Source organism: Pseudomonas sp. FP2309 (assembly GCF_030687575.1).
Lineage (GTDB): Bacteria > Pseudomonadota > Gammaproteobacteria > Pseudomonadales > Pseudomonadaceae > Aquipseudomonas.
In genome coordinates this window covers 3787209-3809751 of record NZ_CP117439.1, presented here as the reverse complement: position 1 = coordinate 3809751, position 22543 = coordinate 3787209, and the positions used below count along the sequence as shown (strand labels likewise).

Genomic DNA, 22543 nt, shown 5'->3' with positions numbered 1-22543 from the left:
AACTGTCTTACAGGCTCGATGAGCGTGGCGAGTACCAAGCGTTTTGCTGTTCCTTCAATTGCGTAAAACAATGGAAACAGCTTGGATCGCTTTACCAAGGGCTAATGCCCCTGGACCCTGCCGCACGTCTTGTCATCGTTTAACCTGATTGAACAGACATAGAGCCAGATTCGTGCCAGATCGTTCAGTTTAAAAAAACTCCATATTAATCAACGACTGTTTTTAAGCCGAAAAACAGTCGCTGGGTGGAGTGGCAGTTATTTGGCTGACTGCACCAGGGTGCTGGTATCAATCTGCTCAATCGAGGTCACACCGGTCAGCGTCATCGCCACGCGCATTTCCTTGGCGAAGATGTCCAGCAGGTTTTCCACACCGTGCTGGCCATCCGCCGCCAGGGCGTACGCGGTCGCGCGACCCAGCAAGCAAGCCTTGGCCCCCAGGGCAAGCATGCGCACCACGTCGAGGCCGGAGCGGATCCCCGAATCCACCAGCACGGTAAGGTCATCACCCACAGCGTCGGCAATCGGCGGCAACGCCTTGGCGGTGGACAGCACGCCATCGAGCTGGCGCCCGCCGTGGTTGGACACCACGATGCCATCGGCGCCAAAGCTCACCGCGTCCTTGGCGTCCTGAGGGTCGAGGATGCCTTTGATGATCATCGGGCCTTTCCAGAATTCGCGGATCCACTCCAGGTCTTTCCAACTGATCGACGGGTCGAAATTGTTGGCGAGCCAGCCGATGTAATCTTCCAGATGAGTAGGTTTGCCCAGGTATTTGGAGATATTGCCCAGGTCGTGGGGGCGGCCCATCAAGCCGACATCAAAGGCCCATTGCGGTTTGGTGACGGCCTGCAGCATGCGTCGCTGCGCGGCAAACGGCCCGGACATGCCCGAGTGGGCATCGCGATAACGCGCGCCCGGTGTCGGCATGTCGACGGTGAACACCAGTGTCGTCACGCCGGCCGCCTGGGCCCGCTCCAGCGCGTTGCGCATAAAGCCACGGTCCTTGAGCACGTAGAGCTGAAACCAGATCGCCTGCGGGCTTTGCGCCGCCACTTCTTCAATCGAACACACCGACACCGTCGACAGGCAGAACGGGATGCCCTTGTTGGACGCCGCCTTGGCCGCCTGCACTTCGCCACGTCGCGCGTACATGCCGGTCAGGCCCACGGGGCTGAGGATCACCGGCATGTCCAGGGCCTGACCAAACAGCGTGGTCTTCAAGCTCAGGCTGTCCACATTGCGCAGCACGCGTTGGCGCAGGCTGATATCGGCCAGGTCCGAACTGTTGGCGCGCAGCGTGTGTTCGGCGTAGGCGCCACCGTCGATATAGTCGAACAGAAAGCGCGGCAGCTTGCGCTTGGCGGCGGCGCGGTAGTCTGAGGCGGACGAAATGATCATGGACGGTGTCTCTCCAGGGCAGGGTAGCTCCAAGATAGGCAAACATCTGTCATGATAAAAGCAACTTTTATCGCTAGTAGTCAGTCGCTGAAGGAATACTGATGAACCTGAGAACATTGCGTGCCTTTGTTGAAGTGGTGCGCCAAGGCGGCTTCTCCCAGGCGGCCGAGGTGGTGTCTCTGACCCAATCGAGCGTGAGCAAGGCGGTCAAGACCCTTGAAGAAGAATTGGGCATGCCCTTGCTCAATCGCCTGGGGCACAAGAACGAACTCACCGCTGCCGGCGAAATCGCCTACAGCCGCGCCCTGATGCTGTTGGCAGAGCACACTGACCTGGTGGCGGAAATCAACGATCTGCGAGGCCTCAAGCGCGGCGTCTTGCGCATCGGCCTGCCGCCGGTGGGGTGTGGCGTGCTGTTCGCGACGATGTTCGCCACCTACCGCAATCGTTACCCGGACATCGACATCGAACTCACGGAATACGGCAGCAAAAAACTACGCGAATGCCTGGAAGCAGGAGAGGTCGACCTGGCGGCGCTGCTGTTGCCCATAGACGAAGGTTTCGACTATCAACCCGTGCGCAACGAGCCGCTGATGGCCGTACTGCCCAGCAACCACCCGCTGGCCACGCGGGCACGCATCGACTTCCTTGACCTGGCGGATTCACCGTTCATCCTGTTCGAAGCCGGTTTCGCCCTCAACGCCAAAATCCTCGCCGCCTGCGAGCATAAAGGTGTGCAGCCCCGCGTCGCCGCCCGCAGTGGCCAGATCGACTTTATCGTTGACCTGGTCTGCGCCGGCCTAGGCGTTGCCTTTCTGCCACGCATGCTGGCGCACAAACACCAACATCCCGGCATCGCCCTGATCCCCCTGGACGAACCCCACACCGACTGGCACATCGCCCTGGCCTGGCGCGCCAGCGCTCACCTGCCTCCAGCGGCACGCGCCTGGCTGGAACTCGCCAGGGAATCGCAGTGTTCAACCGGTCATCCGGATTAATCCGCCAAAACCGCAGGCAAGGCTTGACTTCTCCTTTTCAATCAGTAACATACGGCGAATTCCGCGATAGCTCAGTTGGTAGAGCAAATGACTGTTAATCATTGGGTCCCTGGTTCGAGTCCAGGTCGTGGAGCCAGATAGGGAAAAGCCTGCAGCGATGCAGGCTTTTTTTTTGCTTTGGATTTTTCCGGGGTGATCAAAGCGCACAGCGTGACCCGCATGAGTTCGTCTCTAATCCCACGATTCAGAGGTAAATGTCATGAAAGTCGCTGCAGTCGTTTCAACCAAAGGCGGGCCGGGTAAAACCACGGTTGGCTTTAATATGGGCGCGTTCTGCGCCTACGCAGGGATCAGTACCCTGCTCATCGATCTGGAGAATCAGCCGTTGCTGTCGTCGTTTTATGCGATATCGCTTGAGAATGGTGCGTGCGTACCTGTTGATCGCCACAACCTCAAGCCTATCGACCTGCCAAATATTTAAATAGTCAGTCCGATCTCTAGAAAGTGTCTCGTCATTGCTATGATCTTCTAGTGGCTTGGCTTTTGGATTTAGTTCTACATTGTCCATCGAAGATTTCAGAACTATTAGAATCTAAGTGAGTGCAGTTCGCGGATTGCTTATATAAAAGGCGTAGTAGTGTGCGCACGTGTATATGAAAGTGCGCAGCAACTTCTTGTTTAGAAAGACCATGCTGCACAATCAACTGATGAGCTAGCTCGCATTGCTGCGACGTGAGCGAAGGACGGCGTCCTACCGTCTTGCCCTCAGCGCGCGCGGCTAACATCCCCGCGCGAGTGCGCTCACTTATAAGTGAACGCTCAAATTCTGCCAGGGCCGCCATCATATGGAAAACTAAACGCCCTCCTGAAGAAGTTGTATCAATATTCTCTGTAATCGAATGAAACTTTACGCGTCGTTTTGCTAGTTTAGCTAACAATTGCACCAGATGTGAAAGAGAGCGCCCTAACCGATCAAGGCGCCATACTACTAATTTCCCTTCTGGTTTGAGGCTTCGAATTGCACTATCCAATCCAGGGCGAGAACTTAGACTGCCGGAATACCCTTGATCTGTATAAATCTTAACACATCCTGCTGCCTTCAAAGCTTGTATTTGGAGGGTCAGATTCTGGTCTTCGGTTGAAACTCGCGCGTATCCAATAATCAAAGCTTTTTACCTTTATAGCTGAAGAGTTCCATCAGCTTAATTCTGCGCTAGAAAAATAGCTGTTAAATGCCTGTCGAACCATTAATCTCTGTTTGCACACCGAAGTTTGCTTCAAGTGAATTCCCAGATTTTTAATCTCTCGAAGTTTAAGATAGAAAACTATAAAGCTGCGAAAAAAGCTTTCGCATTGCTTGTTTACGAAAGCTTCCTGTTTTTCACCGTTAAAGTTCTACTGGCCTATATTGAAATGAGATCCTCGCCCAGATCATAAAAATACTCTTTATTAATAACCATGGTTATCGGCAGCAATGCTTTCGCCGCTGACATCGGCGTAGAACGGCTGGCGCTTGGCGATGAGCCCGTACAGCAGCCCTGCAATACCGGCGCCAAACAGCCAGGAAAACGGCGAGACACTGGCGAACCCAGGCAGCAGCGCCAGCAGGATGGCGATCACCGCCGCAGGAATAAACGCCGCCACCGCGCGCAAATTGACCCCCCGGCTGTAGTAATAAACGCCATTAGGGTCTTCGCTGTACAGCTGCGGCACGTCCACCTGGCTTTTACGGATCAGCCAGTAATCGACCATGATCACGCCGTACAACGGCCCCAGCAGTGCGCCCAGGCCGGAAAGGAAGTACACGATCACCAGCGGGCTGTTGTAGAGGTTCCACGGCAGGATCAGTACGGCGACGGTGGCGCTGATCAACCCGGCGCGGCGGAAGTTGAGGTACTTGGGCGCCAGGTTGCTCAGCACAAAGGCAGGGGCGACGAAGTTGGCCATGATGTTCACCGCCACGGTGACGATCAGAAAGGCCAGGCAACCGAGCACGAGGAAGAAGGTATTGGGGATGGCGGCGATGATCTCGGTGGGGCTTTCGATCACTCGGCCGTTAAGTTGGAATTGCCCGCCGCACAGCAGCACGGTGATGGCGGCAAATATCAGGATATTCACCGGAAGGCCCCAGAAGTTGCCGACCTGAATGGTCTTGCGGCACGGTGAGGAACGCGCGAAATCGCAGAAGTTGAGGATCAGCGTGCCGTAGATCGCCAGCCACAGCGCGCCGCCGGCGAAGATATTGCGCCACATCTCGCCGCCGCTCAGCGGCTCACGGATCGACCACGCAATCTGGCCGCCCGCCTGAAAGTACATCCAACCGGCCAATGCGGCCACCGTAGCCAGAATCACTGGACCGGCGAAGCCCTCATAGCGCCGCACCATCTCCATGCCGTAGGCCAGGATTACCAGTTGCACGAACCAGATCGCCACAAAACAGGCCCAGCCCAGGGTGGATAAGCCCAGGATTGAGTTGTGGTCATAGTCGGCGAATCCAGGATGAATCGCCGTCAGCAACACGCGGAAAACCACCGAGGCCAGGTAGGTCTGGATGCCAAACCAGGCAATCGCGATCACCGCGCGGATCAAGGCCGGAATCTGCGCGCCATGGATACCAAAGCTGATTCGGCTGATCACCGGAAACGGCACGCCGGTCTTCTGCCCCATATAGCCCGACAGGTTCATGAAGAAGTACACCAGCGCCGCGCCGATGCCCAGTGACAACAGGATCTGCCAACCGCCCAGGCCCAGCGCATACAGACCGATGGCGAACGAATAGTTGGCGATGTTGTGCACGTCATTGGTCCACAACGCAAAGATGCTGTAGCGCCCCCAACGTCGACCTTCCACCTTGGTGGGCGCCAGGTCTTTGTTGTGCAGCCGCGGGCTGAGCACCAACGGGCCGGGTTGGGTGGCGTCGGGGGGCAGGGCTGAGGAGGGCAGATCCAGTGCGAGGTCATTCGAGAGGCTTGTACGCATTCCGGCAGGCTCTAGGGCATTTGCAAGTACGCCGCAAATGCAAGGTGTATGTATGTTAGCTGTTTATTGTATACAAGCTGTCCATACCATAAGCCACATGCGTGCCATGTTTTGGATTCATTAACGTCACAGGTAAGTCGTTATTCATAGGTTACTTAACTAACTATCTGATTTTTATGAAATATAAATTGACCGTTTGGATAGTTATTTATTTTCCCTTGTGGGGCGGGGCGAGGTGAAAAATTATAAGCGAAATAGAAGTGTTACATTTAGTGGCGTAATGCGTGAGATTTTTGCGTTAATTGTTACGAAATTACACATTAATGTGTGCAGATTACACATCAAGCGAAATAAGAGAGTCTTGATCCATTCCCATTTGCTTGACGAATCGCGGGTATTGCTCTATAGCGATCGCGGGCGGTCTCCCGTTTAGGGTCATGATTTCAAGGTTGTCTGGCGACGGGGGGAGTAGGTTTAGGTTCATTGGTCTACACGGCGAGTATGCTCTGGTCCTTCGAGATCTCTTGCAGAGCCGTTACAGCTCGACATCTGAGAGCGCAGCCGTACCGTTCGAGTCTGAGCGCCTTGATGGTTTTTTCTGCTTCCATATCCTAGATATCGCTGAAGAATATTTAAAAGTATTATCCTCAAACTGATTGAGCACCAGTTTGAGGATGTCCTAGCCGGAGTTATTGAGATAAGTTCTGACGAGTTCAGCGAAGCTTACGCAGCAGCAGTTCACTTGCCTGTCCTTGGCCAGCGAACTGCGAATCGCGATGGAGCTTCCCACCGCGCCGCGCATATCAAATATATGAGATAGACGCGGTAAAACCTTAAACTTCCACGCGTTTTAAGGGGCTGAAAGGTTTTGTTTTTTATAGAGTTTCAGCTCTCCGCGCATGTTTAAAACACCGCCCTTCGCTTTTTCCCTGATTAGCATTCTTTGCAATGTTCTTGGGTGTACTCTCAATAATTTTGCTACCTCTCGCTGTGTGTGGTGCTCCTTCTCAATTAAGGATCGGGCTCTATTAACCTGCTCGGGCGAGAGCAAATGCGGACGACCTATGGGTTTTCCGCGCGCCCTTGCAGCCGCGATACCTGCTCGCGTGCGTTCGCTGATGAGTGAGCGTTCAAACTCGGCGAGCGCAGCCATCATGTGAAATACCAGCCGGCCCCCAGATGAACTGGTGTCAATGTGTTCGGTTATCGAATGAAAGCGAATATTTCGCCGCCCCAATATTTCTAATAGTTGTACGAGGTGTGCGAGCGAACGACCTAGTCGGTCTAGACGCCAAACTACTAGCTTATCGCCTGATCTGAGGCGCGCCATCGCTTGGTCCAGTCCCTGGCGAGAGTTTTTCGCTCCCGAGACCCCAAAATCTGAATATATTTTGTCGCATCCCAGCTTCTGAAGAGCTTGAGTTTGCAAGTCGAGGTTTTGTTCCTCGGTTGATACACGTGCGTACCCGATCAGCATGGATGATTGCCCTCATTTAAAGGGGGCGAGATCTTTAAGCTGCAGCCATGGTGACTCGTTGAAGCGCACCAAACGTGAAAGCTATCTTTTAGACGCGCCCCCTGTGTTGACAGAAAGGTTCCTTTTTGTCACGAGGGCTGACGCTCATCCAAAATGCCGCGATTGCGACACTTTTCTACATGTTTTCGAACGTAAAAACATCGTTACATAAGGGAACCCTTATGTACACCAGTGGAAGCGATTCGCAAAGAAAAGGAGTTATCGGAGCGCCTTCACGATCGTTCGGTGGCTATTTTGAGGGGCGGGATAATGTCCGTTCCGAAGGCGCTGTATGAGCGACGCCTTTGATGTGCGGACCCATTGCTTGGTTGAATTGCGTAATTACGCTCATTTGGCGGCTGCTTATGGGGACGATTTTGCGGCAGCGGCGATGCGTAAATTGCAACTGTGCACGCATCTGTGGGGCGGCTCGGTGTTTGTTATTGGTTCAGATTGCTTCCTGGTTTCGCTTGCGCAGTTACCGCATGAAGAGCGCCCACTCATTGCTCTTATAGAGCGTTGGCAGTGTGCCTTATTCATGACGGCTTTGAATTTTGGCGGTGTCACGGCGCTGCCGGCAGTGACCGTTGAAGCCGTGAGTGTTTCAAGTGTGGGATTGACTGATGGTTGTTTGCGCTATCCCGATGAGTTGGAGCGCCACGTAGCGCCCTTGTCGTTACCGCCTGTCTGTTATGGAAAACGATGGGCACTGAGCTATGAGCGTGACATGGAGGTGGCGCTCACCTTTTACCGAGCCTTGGCCCAGGGGCAAGCCAACTTAGTGTTTCAGCCAATCGTCCAGCATGGTGCCCCTAGTTCGGTGCTTTATCAGGAAGCGCTGGTTCGTCTAGATACTGGGCTGAGTCAGTCAAATTCAGGGCCCGCACAAGTTGTTCATGTTCTTGAGCGATTGGGGCTCGTCCGAGTGCTAGATCACGCGGTGATGATGGCTGTTGTCAAACGCCTTGAGATCGATCCTTTTATACAGTTGGGTTGCAATATCTCTGCCCAAAGCCTTAGTTCAGATGCACTGTGGGAGTCTCTCATTGAGCGCCTCGTCATTAATCCTGACGTCGCAGCTCGGCTAACGCTGGAGATCACCGAAACGGCGCCACTTTCAAATTTTGATGCTGCGTGCATTTTTGTGCGTCGTCTTCAGAAAACGGGGTGTCGGATTGCATTGGACGACTTTGGGGTTGGGCACAGTAGTTTAGCTTTCGCGAACGCGATTAATCCTCACGTCATAAAAATCGATAGCACTTATGTGCATGCTGCACGCAGCGATCTATCAGCTGCCGATCGGCTTCGTAAGCTTGTTGCTTTTTGTCAGACATTAGCACCTTACGTTGTTGCGGAAGGAATTGAGAGTGCGGACGACATCGAACTAGCCGCCGTGGCTAACATCCGCTGGCTTCAGGGCTACTGCATTGAACGTCCTCATCCCCTTAAACCTCAAGTCGATCTTTGTGTGTTTTACGAAAAAGAGACAGCTTTATGGGGTGGAGCGTATGAGTTTTTATGAGGCGCTTACATGTTTGGCACAAGTCGTCGACTAATTATTTCCGCCTGCCCGGGGTTCGACTTTCATTTAAAAATACGTTTGTTGTTATGTTTAAAAGTTATCACGGGATAGCGCACAAATTTACGAGGCAGGCGACTTGGTCCAATGCGTATTTTATAAATTTGGCCTTACGAGTTATGGATGGCTGCCTTAATTATATAGCACTGAGTTTCGTGATGTCGCGGTGAAGCCAATGCTGGCAAGGGGGTGCCTATTATAAGCCTGTCTTGATCTATACCCCTAGCACTATTGGCCTTACGTGCTTCTTGGGCTGAGGTGACTTATTCGAATACTAAAGTTTTTAGTAATCGGCTCTCTGCGTTCTTACACAGGGCATTGTTCTGTCTTTGAATAAGTTAACCAATAGCACGTATAGCGGTAAATATCTACATGCAATAAGCCTGATGGACTGCTGCACTTATATTCTAGGAAAACTATAATGAATAAAATATACAACGTCGTATGGAATCATGCTCTTCATCAACTGGTAGTTACGTCCGAATTGGCGAGTAAAAAAGTTTCAAGTAGTGCGGCGGGCTGTGCTGGTGACAATCGAGCGCTTTCTGGTCGTTCAAATGCACAGCGGCGGCCTCGTAGGGGCGGGGCGACTAGAGTAGCTGCGCTGGTGGGCGTCATGACGCTCGGCATGTTGGTCTCCGGTGCTTCGATAGGAGCGACTGTCTCGATGGGTAGCAATGGCGTGACCGTCGACGACGGCACTACCGTCGCGATCTACACCTCCACCGGCATGACGATCAGCAATGGCCCTAGCGTCACAACCAGTGGCATCGATGCGGACAGCCGTAAGATCATCAATCTTGCTGCTGGGACATCAGCCACAGATGCCGTTAATTTGAGTCAGTTGGACGCGGCGAAGGCAGCGGCTACCACCCACTACTACAGCGTTAGTTCGACGGGGACGGGAACAGGAAGCAACTACAACAACGACGGCGCATCTAGTTTTGATTCTGTCGCAATCGGTCAGTACGCCCGGGCCTCCGACGCTAGAGCGATGGCAATTGGCTTTAATAGCCAAGCTCAATCAGCGTTTTCGGTCGCAATCGGAGATGCGAGTGTAACGTCTGGCGATAGCGCCGTCGCCATAGGTGCTCGAACTATTTCCAGCGGCGGTAGTTCCATTGCGCTTGGCAATTTGGCAGTAGCCAATTCCGCGCAGGCCATCGCCCTTGGCGGTGGGGCAACAGCCAACTCCTCGCAGGCCATCGCCCTTGGCCCTGGGGCAACAGTCAATTCCACGGGGGCCATCGCCCTTGGCACTACGGCAATGGTGATTGCGAGCGCCCGCAATGCAATAGCTCTGGGCTCCAGCGCGACTGCCACTCACGAAAGTGATGTCGCACTGGGCGCGAACTCAGCTACAGGTTCGGCAAGCTCTCACGCAAGCGACACAATCGATGGTAAGACGTACAGCTATGCTGGCACCTCACCGAGGAGTGTGGTCAGCGTGGGCTCTGCCGGAAATGAGCGGCAAATCACTAACGTGGCCGCGGGCAATGTCGCCTCTAATTCGACGGACGCGATCAACGGGTCGCAACTATCTGCAACTAACCAGGCTATAAACGGCGTTGGTCAGCGTGTCGACATGCTCGGAAATTTGACCGCAACGGCGCTCGGCGGTAACTCGGCTTACGACATCCAGACCGGTCAGCTCAGCATGAGCAATGTAGGGGGCACAGGCCAGGACACAGTCGATGGCGCGATCTCCTCGGTGAGCGCGACGGCTAACAAGGGCTGGAACCTGACCGCTCAGGGCGTTAGTAGCTCCAATGTGGCACCGGGCGCCTCAGTTGATCTGAAGAATAGCGATGGCAACGTTGTGGTTAACAAGGATACCAACAGCAATGGCGTGACCTTCGATTTAGCCAAAAACCTCAAGGCAGATAGCCTGACTACGGGCAACAGCAAGCTTGGTACCAGCGGTTTGACCGTCAATAACCTCGCGAACAGCACGAGCTACACCTCTACCGGCATGACGATCAGCAATGGTCCTAGTGTCACGACAAGCGGCATCGATGCGGGCAGTCTGAAGATCCTCAATGTGGCCGATGGAATGGTGTCGTCGACCTCCAAGGACGCGGTCAACGGATCGCAATTGTTCATCACCAACCAGAACGTGGCGGGCAACACGACGGCGATCAATAACATCAACAACGGCGCGGGGATCAAGTATTTCCACGTCAACTCGACCCTGGCTGACGGCACTGCCACCGGAGCAGACAGCGTGGTTATCGGTCCGAGCGCTAGTGCCACGGCGACCAATGCGATGGCTTTGGGTAACGGTGCCGTTGCGGGAACTGCCAACTCGATAGCCCTTGGCAGTGGTGCCATGACAGCGGCAGCTAATCCCAACACTGGCGGCACAATCAATGGTGTGACGTTCACCTATGCTGGTGGCGCTCCGATTGGAGTGCTTAGCCTGGGAGCCGCGGGTAGCGAGCGTCAGATCACCAACGTGGCGGCGGGTAGCCTCACACGCACCAGTACAGATGCGGTCAACGGGTCGCAACTATTTGCAACCAACCAAACCGTCACCGGCGTTGGACAGCGTTTCCGTACGTTCGGAAGTTCGACCGTAACACTGCTGGGCGGTAACTCGGCTTACGACATCCAGACCGGTCAGCTCAGCATGAGCAATGTAGGGGGCACAGGCCAGGACACAGTCGATGGCGCGATCTCCTCGGTGAGCGCGACGGCTAACAAGGGCTGGAACCTGACCGCTCAGGGCGTTAGTAGCTCCAATGTGGCACCGGGCGCCTCAGTTGATCTGAAGAATAGCGATGGCAACGTTGTGGTTAACAAGGATACCAACAGCAATGGCGTGACCTTCGATTTAGCCAAAAACCTCAAGGCAGATAGCCTGACTACGGGCAACAGCAAGCTCGGTACCAGCGGTTTGACCGTCAATAACCTCGCGAACAGCACGAGCTACACCTCTACCGGCATGACGATCAGCAATGGTCCTAGTGTCACGACAAGCGGCATAGATGCGGGCAGTCTGAAGATCCTCAATGTGGCCGATGGAGTGGTGTCGTCGACCTCCAAGGACGCGGTCAACGGATCGCAATTGTTCATCACCAACCAGAACGTGGCGGGCAACACGACGGCGATCAATAACATCAACAACGGCGCGGGGATCAAGTATTTCCACGTCAACTCGACCCTGGCTGACGGCACTGCCACCGGAAAAGACAGCGTGGTTGTCGGTCCGAACGCTCTAGCATCGTCCCTCAGGTCGATGGCGATTGGCAGTTTCGCATCGGCTTCTAATGAGGACTCCATTGCGATTGGCGCTGACGCCAAAGCCAGTGCCTGGGACTCGGTCTCAATCGGAAGTATCAGTACCGCGAAAGGTGTTGCTGCACTCGCCATGGGAACCAGCAGCGCTGCTAGCGGGGACTATACCATAGCAATCGGACCATACAGTTCTGCGCAGGGGATTGGCTCTGTCGCGCTCGGTACAGATGCACGAGCACTTTTTGCTGATTCCATCGCCCTCGGTAACGGCGCATTTGCCAATAACACCAATGACGTCGCGTTGGGGGCTCACTCGACTACAAGTTCGGCAAGCTCTCACGCAAGCGACACAATCGATGGCAACACCTACACGTACTCGGCTATCTCACCGAGCAGTGTGGTCAGCGTCGGCTCCGCTGGACGAGAGCGGCAAATCACCAATTTAGCCGCAGGCAATGTCTCGTTGACTTCTACGGACGCGATCAACGGTTCGCAACTATTTGCAACGAACCAGGCCGTCAACGGCGTAGGTCAGCGTGTCAACACTGTTGGAAATTCAACCGCAACGGTCCTTGGTGGCAACTCGACTTACGACATCCAGACCGGCCAGCTCAGCATGAGCAATGTTGGGGGCACAGGCCAGAACACAGTCGATGGCGCGATCTCATCGATGAATGCCACGGTCAACAGGGGCTGGAACCTCACCGCTCAGAGCGCTGGTAGCACGAACGTGACACCTGGTGCTTCTGTTGATCTGAAGAATAGCGATGGCAACGTGGTGGTGAGCAAGGACACCAACAGCAATGATGTGACTTTCGATCTGTCCAAAAATCTGACGGCGGACAGTCTGACGACGGGTAACAGCAAGCTCGCTACCAGCGGCCTGACCATCAACGATGGCACAAATAGCGCCACCTACTCTTCTACCGGCATGACGATCATCAATGGTCCTGGCGTCACAATCAGCGGCATCGACGCGGGCAGTCTGAAGATCACCCACGTGGCCGATGGCGCTCTGTCCTCGACCTCCAAGGATGCGGTCAACGGGTCTCAGCTGAACACGACCAACACAACGGTTGCGACTAATGCCACCAACACCAACACCTATTTGGGTGGTGGTGCAAACGTTATGAACGGCACGGCCCCTAGTTACTCAGTGGGCGGCACTACTTACAACAATGTGGGTGATGCGTTCTCTGCTGTCGATAGCGGTGGAGCGGGTGTGGTGCAACGCACTAGCGTAAGCGATGTGGTGACAATGGTGGCTGGTGGCGGGACAGCGGCTAATCCTGGCAGCGCGCAGAAACTGACGAACTTGGCCGCGGGTACTATCAGCAGCAGTTCAACTGATGCAGTAAACGGCTCGCAACTGAACGCGGTTAGCCAGCAGGCCAATGCAGGGTGGAACGTTACGGCACAGGGCGCCAATAGCACGAAGGTGGCGCCGGGCGCTTCGGTGGATCTCAAAAACAGCGATGGCAATGTAGTAGTGAGCAAGGACATCAATAGCAACGATGTGACCTTTAATCTGGCCAAAGACCTGACGGCCGACAGCATGACGACCGGAAACACGTTAGTGAATAAGTTCGGTGTGCAGGTAGGTACCGATGTGAGACTGGGTACCACCGGTTTCACTATCGCGAACGGTCCTAGTGTGACGAATGTAGGTATTGATGCTGGCAGCAAGAAAATCACTCATGTCGCCGACGGTACAGACGCTACCGACGGAGTGAATTTTTCTCAACTCACGAGTGTAGTAGCTGGTAGCAAAAGCCATTACTACAGCGTAAGTGATGGCGGGGCTCAAGGCGGCAACTACAACAACGATGGCGCCACGGGAGCCAATGCAGTGGCTGCAGGTGTTGGAACTGTGGCCTCCGGTATAGATGCGACAGCGTTGGGCAGCAGCAGTCAGGCGACTGCCGCTGGTGCTAGCGCCATGGGGGCGGGCGCTGTAGCCAGTGCTGGCGGTGCAACCGCTGCGGGTAGTGGTAGCCAGGCTAGCGGAACAGGTTCTGTCGCAATGGGTGATCGTGCAAAGGCCTTTGCTGACGGCAGCGTAGCGTTAGGTTCGGATGCCAGTGATGGCGGGCGGGGTGCCGAGAGCTATATCGGCGCTTATTCCGGCGCTCAGAACAACGCCGTGGGCACTGTGTCGATGGGTAATGCTTCAGCCGGTAAAACCCGCACCGTGAGTAATGTTGCGGACGGTAGGCAGGCAACTGACGCCGTAAATCTTCGGCAACTAGATGGCGCGGTAAAGGAGTCCAAGACCTATACTGACACTCAATTGACTAACGTCAACACCAGCGTGACCACGCTGGGCAACCAGGTCACGCAGAACACCGCGAACATCAGCAACCTGCAAAACGGTACCGATAGCTTCTTTCAGGTCAATAACAAAGATGGAAAGAGTAAACCTTCTGCCACCGGGACAAATGCGGCGGCAGGTGGTGCAGGATCTGTGGCTTCGGGTAACAGCAGCTTGGCGTTGGGCACAAGTGCAAACGCTACTGCCAACAATGCTGTTGCGCTGGGCAGCGGCTCTGTCGCTGATCTTGCTTACAGCGTTTCAGTAGGCTCTGTCGGTAACGAGCGGCAGATTACGAACGTAGCAGCAGGTACTGCCTCTACAGATGTCGTCAATGTCAGCCAGCTTAAAAGCTCTGAACAGGGTGGCTTGCGTTACGACTCCAATACCAATGGCAACACTAATTACAACCAAGTAACCCTAGGCAATGGTCAGGCCTCTGGCGGCACGCGTATCTCCAATGTTGCGCCAGGCACTGCCGGCACAGACGCGGTCAATGTAAACCAACTCAATCAGGGTATGACGAGCGCTATTCAGTACACAGATGATCGTTTCAACAAGCTTAATCGCGATATTGGCTCTCTGCGCCAGGACACGTATGCGGGCATCGCGGGTGCGCTGGCCACTGCCAACCTGCCGCAAGCGTATAGCCCAGGCGCCAGCATGGTTGCTGCAGGAGTGGGCAACTACCAAGGGCAGTCGGCTGTTTCTGTTGGGCTTTCGACTCTTTCTGATAACGGTAAATGGGTCCTCAAGGTAAGTGGTACGACGAATAGTCGTGGTCAGACTGGCATAGGCGCTGGGGTTGGGTACCAATGGTGAGGTGCTTGATACACGGATATAAAAATCAAACAGCCAGAGGAACCCATGTGGACAAGAGTCGCAGGCAGCGGTCGAAAAGATTTGCATCGGACGTGGCTTATTATTTAGCTGGGAATGAAAGTACCGTTGTACATGTTTTGTTAGCGCCGAAGGCGTCTAATGATGCGCCAACACTCCGTTGTCCAGTAATTGATCCAAGGTCTTCGCGAATTGAGAATGTGGAGTTTCATCTGCACAAATATAGCACCGTAATACGGACTGACTATTCAAACTACATGGTCTGCGCGGATCAACATTGGGTAACCGTAGACAGGAGCGGGCGCCATGATTTATAAATACTTACCTAGTCTGTCTTCCGGCATAAAAGTTGGCTCAGTGTTCGCGATGCTTGGAGTACTGATTCTTGCTGCTTGGGGGGCGGAGCGGCCTCACACGAAGCCAGAGATCGCTGCCACTGATACAGCTAAAGCTAGCTCAAGTGAGCGTTTTCAGGACTGGGGTATCAATTGCAATGGAGAGTCCAACCAGCGATTTTGCACGTTGGCTTATGAGCTGAGGCGGCGCGAGGACAATCGCCGGATCGTTTTGCTAGAGGTCAAGCCACTCGATACGGACCAAGCCTTGGCGGGCTTGACGTTACCTTTCGGCCTAGCATTGGAGGCGGGTGTAACATTGCAGATAGACGAATCACCCACAGTGCTCACCAAGCGCTATCACTCCTGCATGCCAGAAGGCTGCCTAGTGGCTTTGAAGCTTGATGCCGGTACATTGGATGCGATGAAAAATGGTCAAACACTCAAGGTAAGCGCGCCGATTGTGACGGGAGGCAAAGCAAACTTTATCCTTTCACTCAAAGGCTTTACGACAGCTTATTCGCGTATGGTGCAAATTGCTGCGGCAAATCAGTCAGCCAACCACTAAGGTTTGACAAGGTTGAGTCGCGCCCATTTCCGCCACACCCTTTGAGCTCTTATCGGCGGCACGTCCAACGTATTGGTTGGTGGGGGGTGTCGCTACCAAATAGAAGTCATCGATATATCAACAGTAAAAACCTCAGGAACTATTAGCCATCAGCGCTTACTAAAAATAATTACAGAACCTCTGGATATGAAAAAGCGACTTGTTATAAAAACAAAAAAAGTTCATAAAAGTTCATATTTTGGCAAGGAAGTGAGGGTATGTCGAAGAGCGATGCTGAATACAACAATGATTTGCTTCAGCAATTGCGCCTGCCTTATGGTGCTAGCGGTGTTCACGTTGCTGCGCTTATGCATGAAAGCAACGCTAACATGACGCATACGTGCTTTTCATGTGTGGATATTTTGCCAGGAGACACATTGTTGGAGATTGGTCACGGCAACGGTGCGCACGTGCCTAAATTTTTTGAGACAGTTCCACATATGCGCTACCAAGGGCTTGAGGTGTCTTGGCTAATGCATCATGAAGCGATGAAACTCAACGAAGCCTCAGTAGCGAACGGAACAGCTCGCTTTAAAGTTTATGATGGGAAAAAATTTCCGTTTAATGACCAAGTGTTTGAGAAGATTATAACGGTAAATACGCTTTATTTTCTATCTGACTTGGTGATGTTCTTGAGCGAGTCTTATCGTACTCTAAAAGTTGGTGGAAAGTTTGGAATTGCTTTTGCCTCACGTGAGTTTATGCGATCACTGTCATTCATTCCTCCAGCTTTTAATTTGTATGAGGTAGAGCAGGTTAAACGATTAATCTCAAATGCTGGGTTTGTCGACGAAATAGAAATCAATGTGCATGAAAGGTCAATCATGGGTAATGAATTAACTAGCTCGAAACTTGGTAGGGAGTTTTCCGTCATAGTGGCGAGCAAAAGTCATGCGTAATTATAGTTTATTTGTCTGCGATGTATGAGTTTGATTTTGAGGGGGGATTCTACCCCAGTCCATTGGTAGCTTGAACAAGATGCCAAAATAGATGCTAAAGAGAATAAAATTTAAGTGTTTTCGACGTGGTATCGATCAAATCTATTCAGTACTCATAGCACTAAGCCCCACCTGCTGGCTTTATACCTCTTCTAGGCTAAACTAATACGACAGACTGACATCGACCACTTCTGTCGAATACGATGGGATAGAATTGACTCGAAGCAAGTATTCAGCGATATACGCGACGCTTTGAGGAATCCAGTGCTAAAGAATGATACTTATGAAGGTGGCAAGGATTCAGTGGCTATGTAGGCTGAAAAAGACATCATTGACTCGATCGGAATGTGCTCGTAGGTTGAGGACAACACCGCACTGAGTCGAGCGCCCAACAGGTTCCAGGCACGCCTCTTTTCTTCGGCATAATCATGATGCAGGTAATGGCGTCTCTCCCGAGAGCCGGCCAGTACATGATTTTGGCAGCGATCGATGACATCGAGACTAACGTCTAAGGCTTGTATCATGGTCGCCCCCTTACGGCGCAGGCCATGCGGCGTCCACTCGCTGTTTTGGCCGTTGGCAAGGCCAGGGTATTGTCGCGATGCCGCCTGGAGAGGGCCTTGCGGTTTTTGAACCGGGCCTGGCGATAGACCATTCCTAACCTCTCACTCATTCACGCCAATCATCCGGCCAGCCTGTAGGGCGATTCCTACTGGCTTCGCAGATCCCCAACGCAATATCAGGATTTCCTGATGGCTCTTTGACATGCCTCGAGCTAGAGTGATTGAAAGCTCTAAAAAATCTTGGTTTCTACGCCTCGAATGAAGCCGCAGAACACATTCATAAATGTGGAGTTCATCATGAAAGTCTTAATCGCCGATGACTCATCCATGTCTCGTAAGATGGTCTTGCGTGCCCTGCCAGAATCATTGACCGAGGACGTTCGCCAGGCCTGTAACGGTGCCGAGGTGATGGAGGCCTATCACGCCGGTTTGGTGGACCTGCTTTTTCTCGACCTGACCATGCCGGTCATGGATGGCTTCCAGACTCTCGAGGCGCTCAAGCATGAAGATGCCAATGTGGTAGTCGTGGTGATCAGCGCAGACATCCAACCTCTGGCCAGGCAACGAGTATCCGATCTTGGCGCTGCTGCATTCGTAGCCAAGCCGATTACGTCTGAAGCTTTGCACAATGCTTTGCACGTCATAGGAGTGCTTTGATGGAAACCTTGGACGCGCTCACCGAAGACCAACGTGATGCCCTGCAGGAACTGATGAATATTGCCATGGGGCAAGCGGCCGAGAGATTAGCCCTGCTGACCAACACCATGGTGACGCTTTCGGTTCCCTTTATTCACCCGCTGATCCGGGAACGGAATAACCTGTCCATTCCGGCCCATCTGCGGCAAAGTTTCATGATCGTCACCCGCCAGTCTTTTCTGGGTGAGTTACGCGGAGAGGTGTTCGTTTGCTTCGGCTCAATGGGGGCCGATAAGCTCGCTGAACTGCTGGGCTATAACGACGGCGACCCCGCGCAGCAGGAAGAATTGATGCTGGATGTCACCAACATCCTTTCCGGCGCCTGCATCAGTGGCCTGGCCAAGCAGGTGGGGATACAAGTGAGCTATGACGCGCCGTCGATTCTGGTCCACAGAGAAGAGTCCGCGAACGCACTGGATGAATTGAACTTGAATGAACACCTTGCGATGGTGTTGGAAATTCGCTTCGAGGTTCAGGCTCATCAGTTCTCCTGCGACCTGTTGATCTGCATCACTGAACGAACAGCGAGTGTTGTCGTTCGGGCCATCAATCGTTTGCTGGACGAGCTTTGAAGAGGTCTTATGACAGACACCAAGGCGATTTCCCGGGAAACCCTTGAGTCTATGCTCAAGGCCATCAACATGGGTGTGCTGCTGGTCGACCAGGACTGCACAGTGCTGTTCTCTAATCACTTTATGTCCATCAATAGTGGACGCAGCGCTGAAGAACTTGTCGGCCATACGCTGTTCGAAGCATTTCCTGAGCTGCCAGAGGTCTGGACCAGGCAGAAGATTAACAGCGTCGCCACCCTGCAAAATTTTGCTTTCACCTCATGGCAGCAACGGCCGCATCTGTTCAATTTCGAAAGCACACGGCCGATCAGTGGTCTGGTCCGGCACATGTACCAAAACTGCACCTTCTTCCCCGTGCAAGATGCCGATGGCAGCAATCTGGGCGTGGGCCTGGCCATCAGTGATACGACCGACACTGCTGCGCGCCAGCTCGAACTGACGCACCTTAACAAGTTGCTGGAAGAGGAAAAGGGCGCTCAAGCGCTGCTTATCGCACGGCTGGAAGATGCACAGGCGCAGTTACTGCAGTCCGAGAAGATGGCGGCGATAGGGCAACTCGCTGCGGGCGTGGCCCATGAGATCAATAACCCGATCGGCTTCGTTTGCTCCAACGTCAACAGTCTGCGTCGTTATCTCGTGGACATTTTCGCGCTGCTCGAAGCTCATGAACAGGCGAGCGATGCAGAGCATGCCAATGTGCATCCCGAGCTTGCTGCCATGCGGGACAAGATGGATTACAAATTTATGCGCCAGGACATCGACGACCTGCTTGCCGAGTCGGCCGACGGCCTTGACCGGGTCACTCGCATCGTCAAAGACCTGCGTGAATTCTCCCACGTCGACAGTTATGAATGGCAGTTGAGCGATCTGCACAAGGGGCTCGACAGTACCCTTAACGTTATCTGGAACGAGATCAAGTTCAAGGCTCAGGTGATCAAGCGCTACGGCGATATTGAGCCCATCGAATGCATGGGTTCACAGATCAATCAGGTGTTTATGAACTTGCTTATCAACGCGAGCCATGCGGTGGGCGTGGACGGCGAAATCGTCATCAGAAGTGGCCGGGAAGAGGGCGGAGTGTTCGTCGAGATCGCCGACAACGGTCATGGAATTCCCCTTGAAATCCAAAGCCGAATATTCGAACCCTTCTTTACAACCAAGCCGGTGGGGATGGGGTCGGGTCTTGGCCTGTCGTTATCCTATAGCATCATCGTCAAGCACCACGGAAGGCTCACCGTGGAAAGCGAGCCGGGCAGGGGTAGTCGTTTCCGTGCGTGGCTACCATTACGCCAGCCTGTGATACAGGCCGTCTCTACCTCTGCCAATGAAGGATGCTGAGCATGGAAACTATCTCTCATTGCGCAGAACGCCACACTGTCATGCTGGTGGATGATGAAGAAAGCATCCTCAACAGCCTCCGACGCTTACTGCGTGCAAAACCTTACGACTTGCTTTTGGCCACAAGTGGCGCTCAGGCACTTAGTCTTTTTGAACAGCACCCTATAGACCTGATCATCTGCGACGCACGCATGCCATTTATGGATGGGCCGACGCTGCTTCGCGAGGTACATAAGCGCGACCCGGAATGCATGAATATCTTGCTGACGGGTTACGCTGATATGAGCATGATCACTCAAGCGATCAACGACGGGTACATCTTCCGCTACATCAGCAAACCCTGGAACGATGACGAGCTTCAGCTCAGCCTTGATCAGGCTTTAGAAGTGCAGAGAGCGCGGCGTGGTTGTGACAACTCAATCCAGCCCGACTGATTTTCGTGGCGTGCTGCGCTTATGCGGCTCACGCTATGCAGCAATCCTATCTCTCCACCCTGTTCTTCCGTGGCACCGTTGCGACTAACAGCCAGCAAATGACTGTTAATCATTGGGTCCCTGGTTCGAGTCCAGGTCGTGGAGCCAGATAGGGAAAAGCCTGCAGCGATGCAGGCTTTTTTTTGCTTGAGATTTACCCCCACCCCCAAGCGCATTCATCACCGCACAGACCTCTTTCAATAGCCTTGCCCCCCGGAAAACCCCTCAACACCGCCGTTAGATGCCAAAATCTCCCGACTCGATTGTTTTGGAGAGCTCCATGCTTGGCCTATTTGAACGACGGCTCGACCCTTTCCCGCCCGACGAGGCGCCGCCACCGCCCGAGGGATTGGCGCGGTTTCTGTGGGCCTGCACACGCGGCGCTCGCGGTTATGTCCTCGCGCTCGCACTGCTCAGTGCGGCGGTGTCGATTTACGAAGCCTGGTTGTTTTCCTTTCTTGGACAAGTGGTGGACCTGCTCTCGACCTGGCAGGCCGGTGGCGACGCGGCCGGGCAGGAGGGGCGCGTGCTGTGGGGGATTGGCATCGTATTGGTCACCAGCATCGGGCTGGTGGCGTTGCGTACGATGGTGCAGCACCAGGTCTTGGCGATTAACCTGCCGTTGCGGCTGCGCTGGGATTTTCACCGGTTGATGCTGCGACAAAGCCTGTCGTTCTTCTCCGATGAATTCTCCGGCCGGGTCACGACCAAGGTGATGCAGACCGCGCTGTCGGTGCGTGAAGTGCTGTTCACCCTGATCGAGATTGCGCCGGGGATCGGCGTGTATTTCATCGCGATCATCACCCTGGCCGGTGGCTTCGCCCCCAAATTGATGCTGCCTTTCATTGCCTGGCTGGTGTTGTTCGGCCTGGCCATGGGCTACTTCGTGCCTCGCCTCGGGAAGGTCGGGCAGGAGCAGGCCAATGCACGCTCGTCGATGACCGGGCGCATCTCGGACGCCTACACCAACATCACCACAGTGAAGCTGTTTTCTCACTCCAAACGTGAAGCTCACTTCGCGCGCGCGGCGATGGAGGACTTTAAGCAGACCGGTTTTCGCCAGATGCGCCTGGTCAGTCAATTCGAGATCGTCAACCAGGCGTTAGTAGTCGGGTTGATCATGGGCGCAGGTGGGTATGCCTTATGGATGTGGCACCAGGGCGAAGTCGGTACCGGGGCGGTGGCGGCCATCACAGCCATGGCGTTGCGCATCAATGGCATGTCGCACTGGATCATGTGGCAAATGACCTCGCTGTTCGAAAACATCGGCACCGTGCAGGACGGCATGGAAACCCTGGCACGCGGTCCCAAGGTGCAGGATGCTCCGGACGCCGGCGTGCTGGCCACCCGTGGCGGCGCGGTGACGTTCGACAACGTGAGCTTCAACTACAACGGTGAACGCCAGGTGCTTGATGGCCTGAGCCTGAGCATTCAGCCAGGTGAAAAAATCGGCCTGGTGGGACGCTCCGGTGCGGGCAAATCCACGCTGATCAATCTGCTGTTGCGCTTCTACGACGTGGATAAGGGGGCAATTTGCATTGATGGGCAAAACATCGCCCATGTCACCCAGGACAGCCTGCGCAGTGCCATCGGCATGGTCACTCAGGACACGTCCCTGCTGCACCGTTCCATTCGCGACAACATTGCCTATGGCCGTCCTGATGCGACTGACGAACAGATCCGCAGCGCCGCAGCCAACGCCCAGGCCGATGGTTTCATCAGCCAACTGAGTGATAAACAAGGTCACTCCGGCTACGACACCCTGGTCGGTGAGCGCGGTATCAAGTTGTCGGGTGGCCAGCGTCAACGCGTTGCCATTGCCCGCGTCATGCTGAAAAACGCGCCGATCCTGCTGCTTGATGAAGCCACCAGCGCACTGGATTCAGAAGTCGAAGTCGCCATCCAGGAAAGCCTCGACGACATGATGCAAGGCAAGACGGTGATCGCCATCGCCCATCGGCTGTCGACGATTGCGGCCATGGACAGGCTGATCGTGATGGATGACGGCCGTATCATCGAACAGGGCACCCACAGCGAACTGCTGGCGAAGAACGGCACCTATGCACGGCTTTGGCATCACCAGAGTGGTGGGTTTCTCGGGGAGGATCAGAACGTGGTTGAGACGGTCGACTAGGCGTCGCTGAGGAACGGGTTTACTTCG

Annotated in this window: 13 protein-coding genes, 1 tRNA gene and 4 pseudogenes; 13 read left to right on the top strand and 5 right to left on the bottom strand. The window is 54.1% G+C overall.

Going from position 1 to position 22543, the window contains the following annotated elements; translation table 11 throughout:
- Positions 1–257 precede the first annotated feature (257 nt).
- Positions 258–1400: an FMN-dependent L-lactate dehydrogenase LldD gene (gene lldD, locus PSH59_RS17460; protein ID WP_305393304.1), complete on the bottom strand. Its 1143-nt coding sequence runs from the start codon at positions 1398–1400 to the stop codon at positions 258–260.
- 101 nt (positions 1401–1501) lie between these two features.
- Between lldD and PSH59_RS17455 the strand changes: the two genes are divergently transcribed.
- The 3 genes and pseudogenes from PSH59_RS17455 to PSH59_RS17445 form a co-directional block, all read left to right on the top strand.
- The gene (locus tag PSH59_RS17455; protein WP_248077738.1) at positions 1502–2398 is read left to right on the top strand and encodes a LysR family transcriptional regulator; all 897 of its coding nucleotides are present in this window, start codon (positions 1502–1504) and stop codon (positions 2396–2398) included.
- Between the two features lie 60 nt (positions 2399–2458).
- Positions 2459–2534 (top strand) — tRNA-Asn (locus PSH59_RS17450).
- 123 nt (positions 2535–2657) lie between these two features.
- Positions 2658–2810: pseudogene (locus PSH59_RS17445) on the top strand (ParA family protein); the annotation flags it as partial.
- A gap of 106 nt (positions 2811–2916) precedes the next feature.
- Here the strand turns inward: PSH59_RS17445 and PSH59_RS17440 are convergent.
- The 3 genes from PSH59_RS17440 to PSH59_RS17430 all read right to left on the bottom strand — a co-directional run bounded on the left by PSH59_RS17440 (position 2917) and on the right by PSH59_RS17430 (position 6854).
- Positions 2917–3501, bottom strand: coding sequence for a recombinase family protein (locus PSH59_RS17440; RefSeq protein WP_305395308.1), 585 nt, complete (start codon positions 3499–3501; stop codon positions 2917–2919).
- A 346-nt stretch (positions 3502–3847) separates the two neighbouring features.
- Positions 3848–5377 carry an NCS1 family nucleobase:cation symporter-1 gene (locus PSH59_RS17435; protein WP_305393303.1) on the bottom strand — a complete coding sequence of 510 codons (1530 nt, stop codon included), beginning with the start codon at positions 5375–5377 and terminating at the stop codon, positions 3848–3850.
- An 850-nt stretch (positions 5378–6227) separates the two neighbouring features.
- A complete protein-coding gene (locus PSH59_RS17430) occupies positions 6228–6854 on the bottom strand; it encodes a recombinase family protein (protein WP_248077729.1) in 627 nt (208 codons plus the stop codon).
- A 331-nt stretch (positions 6855–7185) separates the two neighbouring features.
- Between PSH59_RS17430 and PSH59_RS17425 the strand changes: the two genes are divergently transcribed.
- The 5 genes and pseudogenes from PSH59_RS17425 (at position 7186) to PSH59_RS17410 (ending at position 16701) form a co-directional block, all read left to right on the top strand.
- Positions 7186–8415 carry an EAL domain-containing protein gene (locus tag PSH59_RS17425; protein ID WP_305393302.1) on the top strand — a complete coding sequence of 410 codons (1230 nt, stop codon included), beginning with the start codon at positions 7186–7188 and terminating at the stop codon, positions 8413–8415.
- A 478-nt stretch (positions 8416–8893) separates the two neighbouring features.
- A pseudogene (locus PSH59_RS26410) lies at positions 8894–8950 on the top strand (ESPR-type extended signal peptide-containing protein); the annotation flags it as partial.
- 138 nt (positions 8951–9088) lie between these two features.
- A complete protein-coding gene (locus tag PSH59_RS17420; protein ID WP_305393301.1) occupies positions 9089–14842 on the top strand; it encodes a YadA-like family protein in 5754 nt (1917 codons plus the stop codon).
- 324 nt (positions 14843–15166) lie between these two features.
- On the top strand, positions 15167–15763 hold the full coding sequence (locus PSH59_RS17415; RefSeq protein WP_248082509.1) for an invasion associated locus B family protein: 597 nt from the start codon (positions 15167–15169) through the stop codon (positions 15761–15763).
- Positions 15764–16020: 257 nt separating this feature from the next.
- Positions 16021–16701: a class I SAM-dependent methyltransferase gene (locus tag PSH59_RS17410; protein ID WP_248082507.1), complete on the top strand. Its 681-nt coding sequence runs from the start codon at positions 16021–16023 to the stop codon at positions 16699–16701.
- Between the two features lie 320 nt (positions 16702–17021).
- Here PSH59_RS17410 and PSH59_RS17405 read toward each other — a convergent pair.
- A pseudogene (locus PSH59_RS17405) lies at positions 17022–17386 on the bottom strand (site-specific integrase); the annotation flags it as partial.
- Positions 17387–17600: 214 nt separating this feature from the next.
- Here PSH59_RS17405 and PSH59_RS17400 point away from each other — a divergent pair.
- The 5 genes and pseudogenes from PSH59_RS17400 to PSH59_RS17380 all read left to right on the top strand — a co-directional run bounded on the left by PSH59_RS17400 (position 17601) and on the right by PSH59_RS17380 (position 22516).
- Positions 17601–17960: a response regulator gene (locus PSH59_RS17400; protein ID WP_248082499.1), complete on the top strand. Its 360-nt coding sequence runs from the start codon at positions 17601–17603 to the stop codon at positions 17958–17960.
- Positions 17960–18571 carry a chemotaxis protein CheC gene (locus PSH59_RS17395; RefSeq protein WP_248082492.1) on the top strand — a complete coding sequence of 204 codons (612 nt, stop codon included), beginning with the start codon at positions 17960–17962 and terminating at the stop codon, positions 18569–18571. Before PSH59_RS17400 ends, PSH59_RS17395 begins: the two co-directional genes overlap by 1 nt.
- Before the next feature lie 9 nt (positions 18572–18580).
- Positions 18581–19909 carry an ATP-binding protein gene (locus tag PSH59_RS17390; protein WP_248082483.1) on the top strand — a complete coding sequence of 443 codons (1329 nt, stop codon included), beginning with the start codon at positions 18581–18583 and terminating at the stop codon, positions 19907–19909.
- 2 nt (positions 19910–19911) lie between these two features.
- Positions 19912–20313 (top strand): annotated as a pseudogene (locus PSH59_RS17385) (response regulator); the annotation flags it as partial.
- A gap of 349 nt (positions 20314–20662) precedes the next feature.
- The gene (locus PSH59_RS17380; protein WP_248082481.1) at positions 20663–22516 is read left to right on the top strand and encodes an ABC transporter ATP-binding protein; all 1854 of its coding nucleotides are present in this window, start codon (positions 20663–20665) and stop codon (positions 22514–22516) included.
- Positions 22517–22543: the final 27 nt, after the last annotated feature.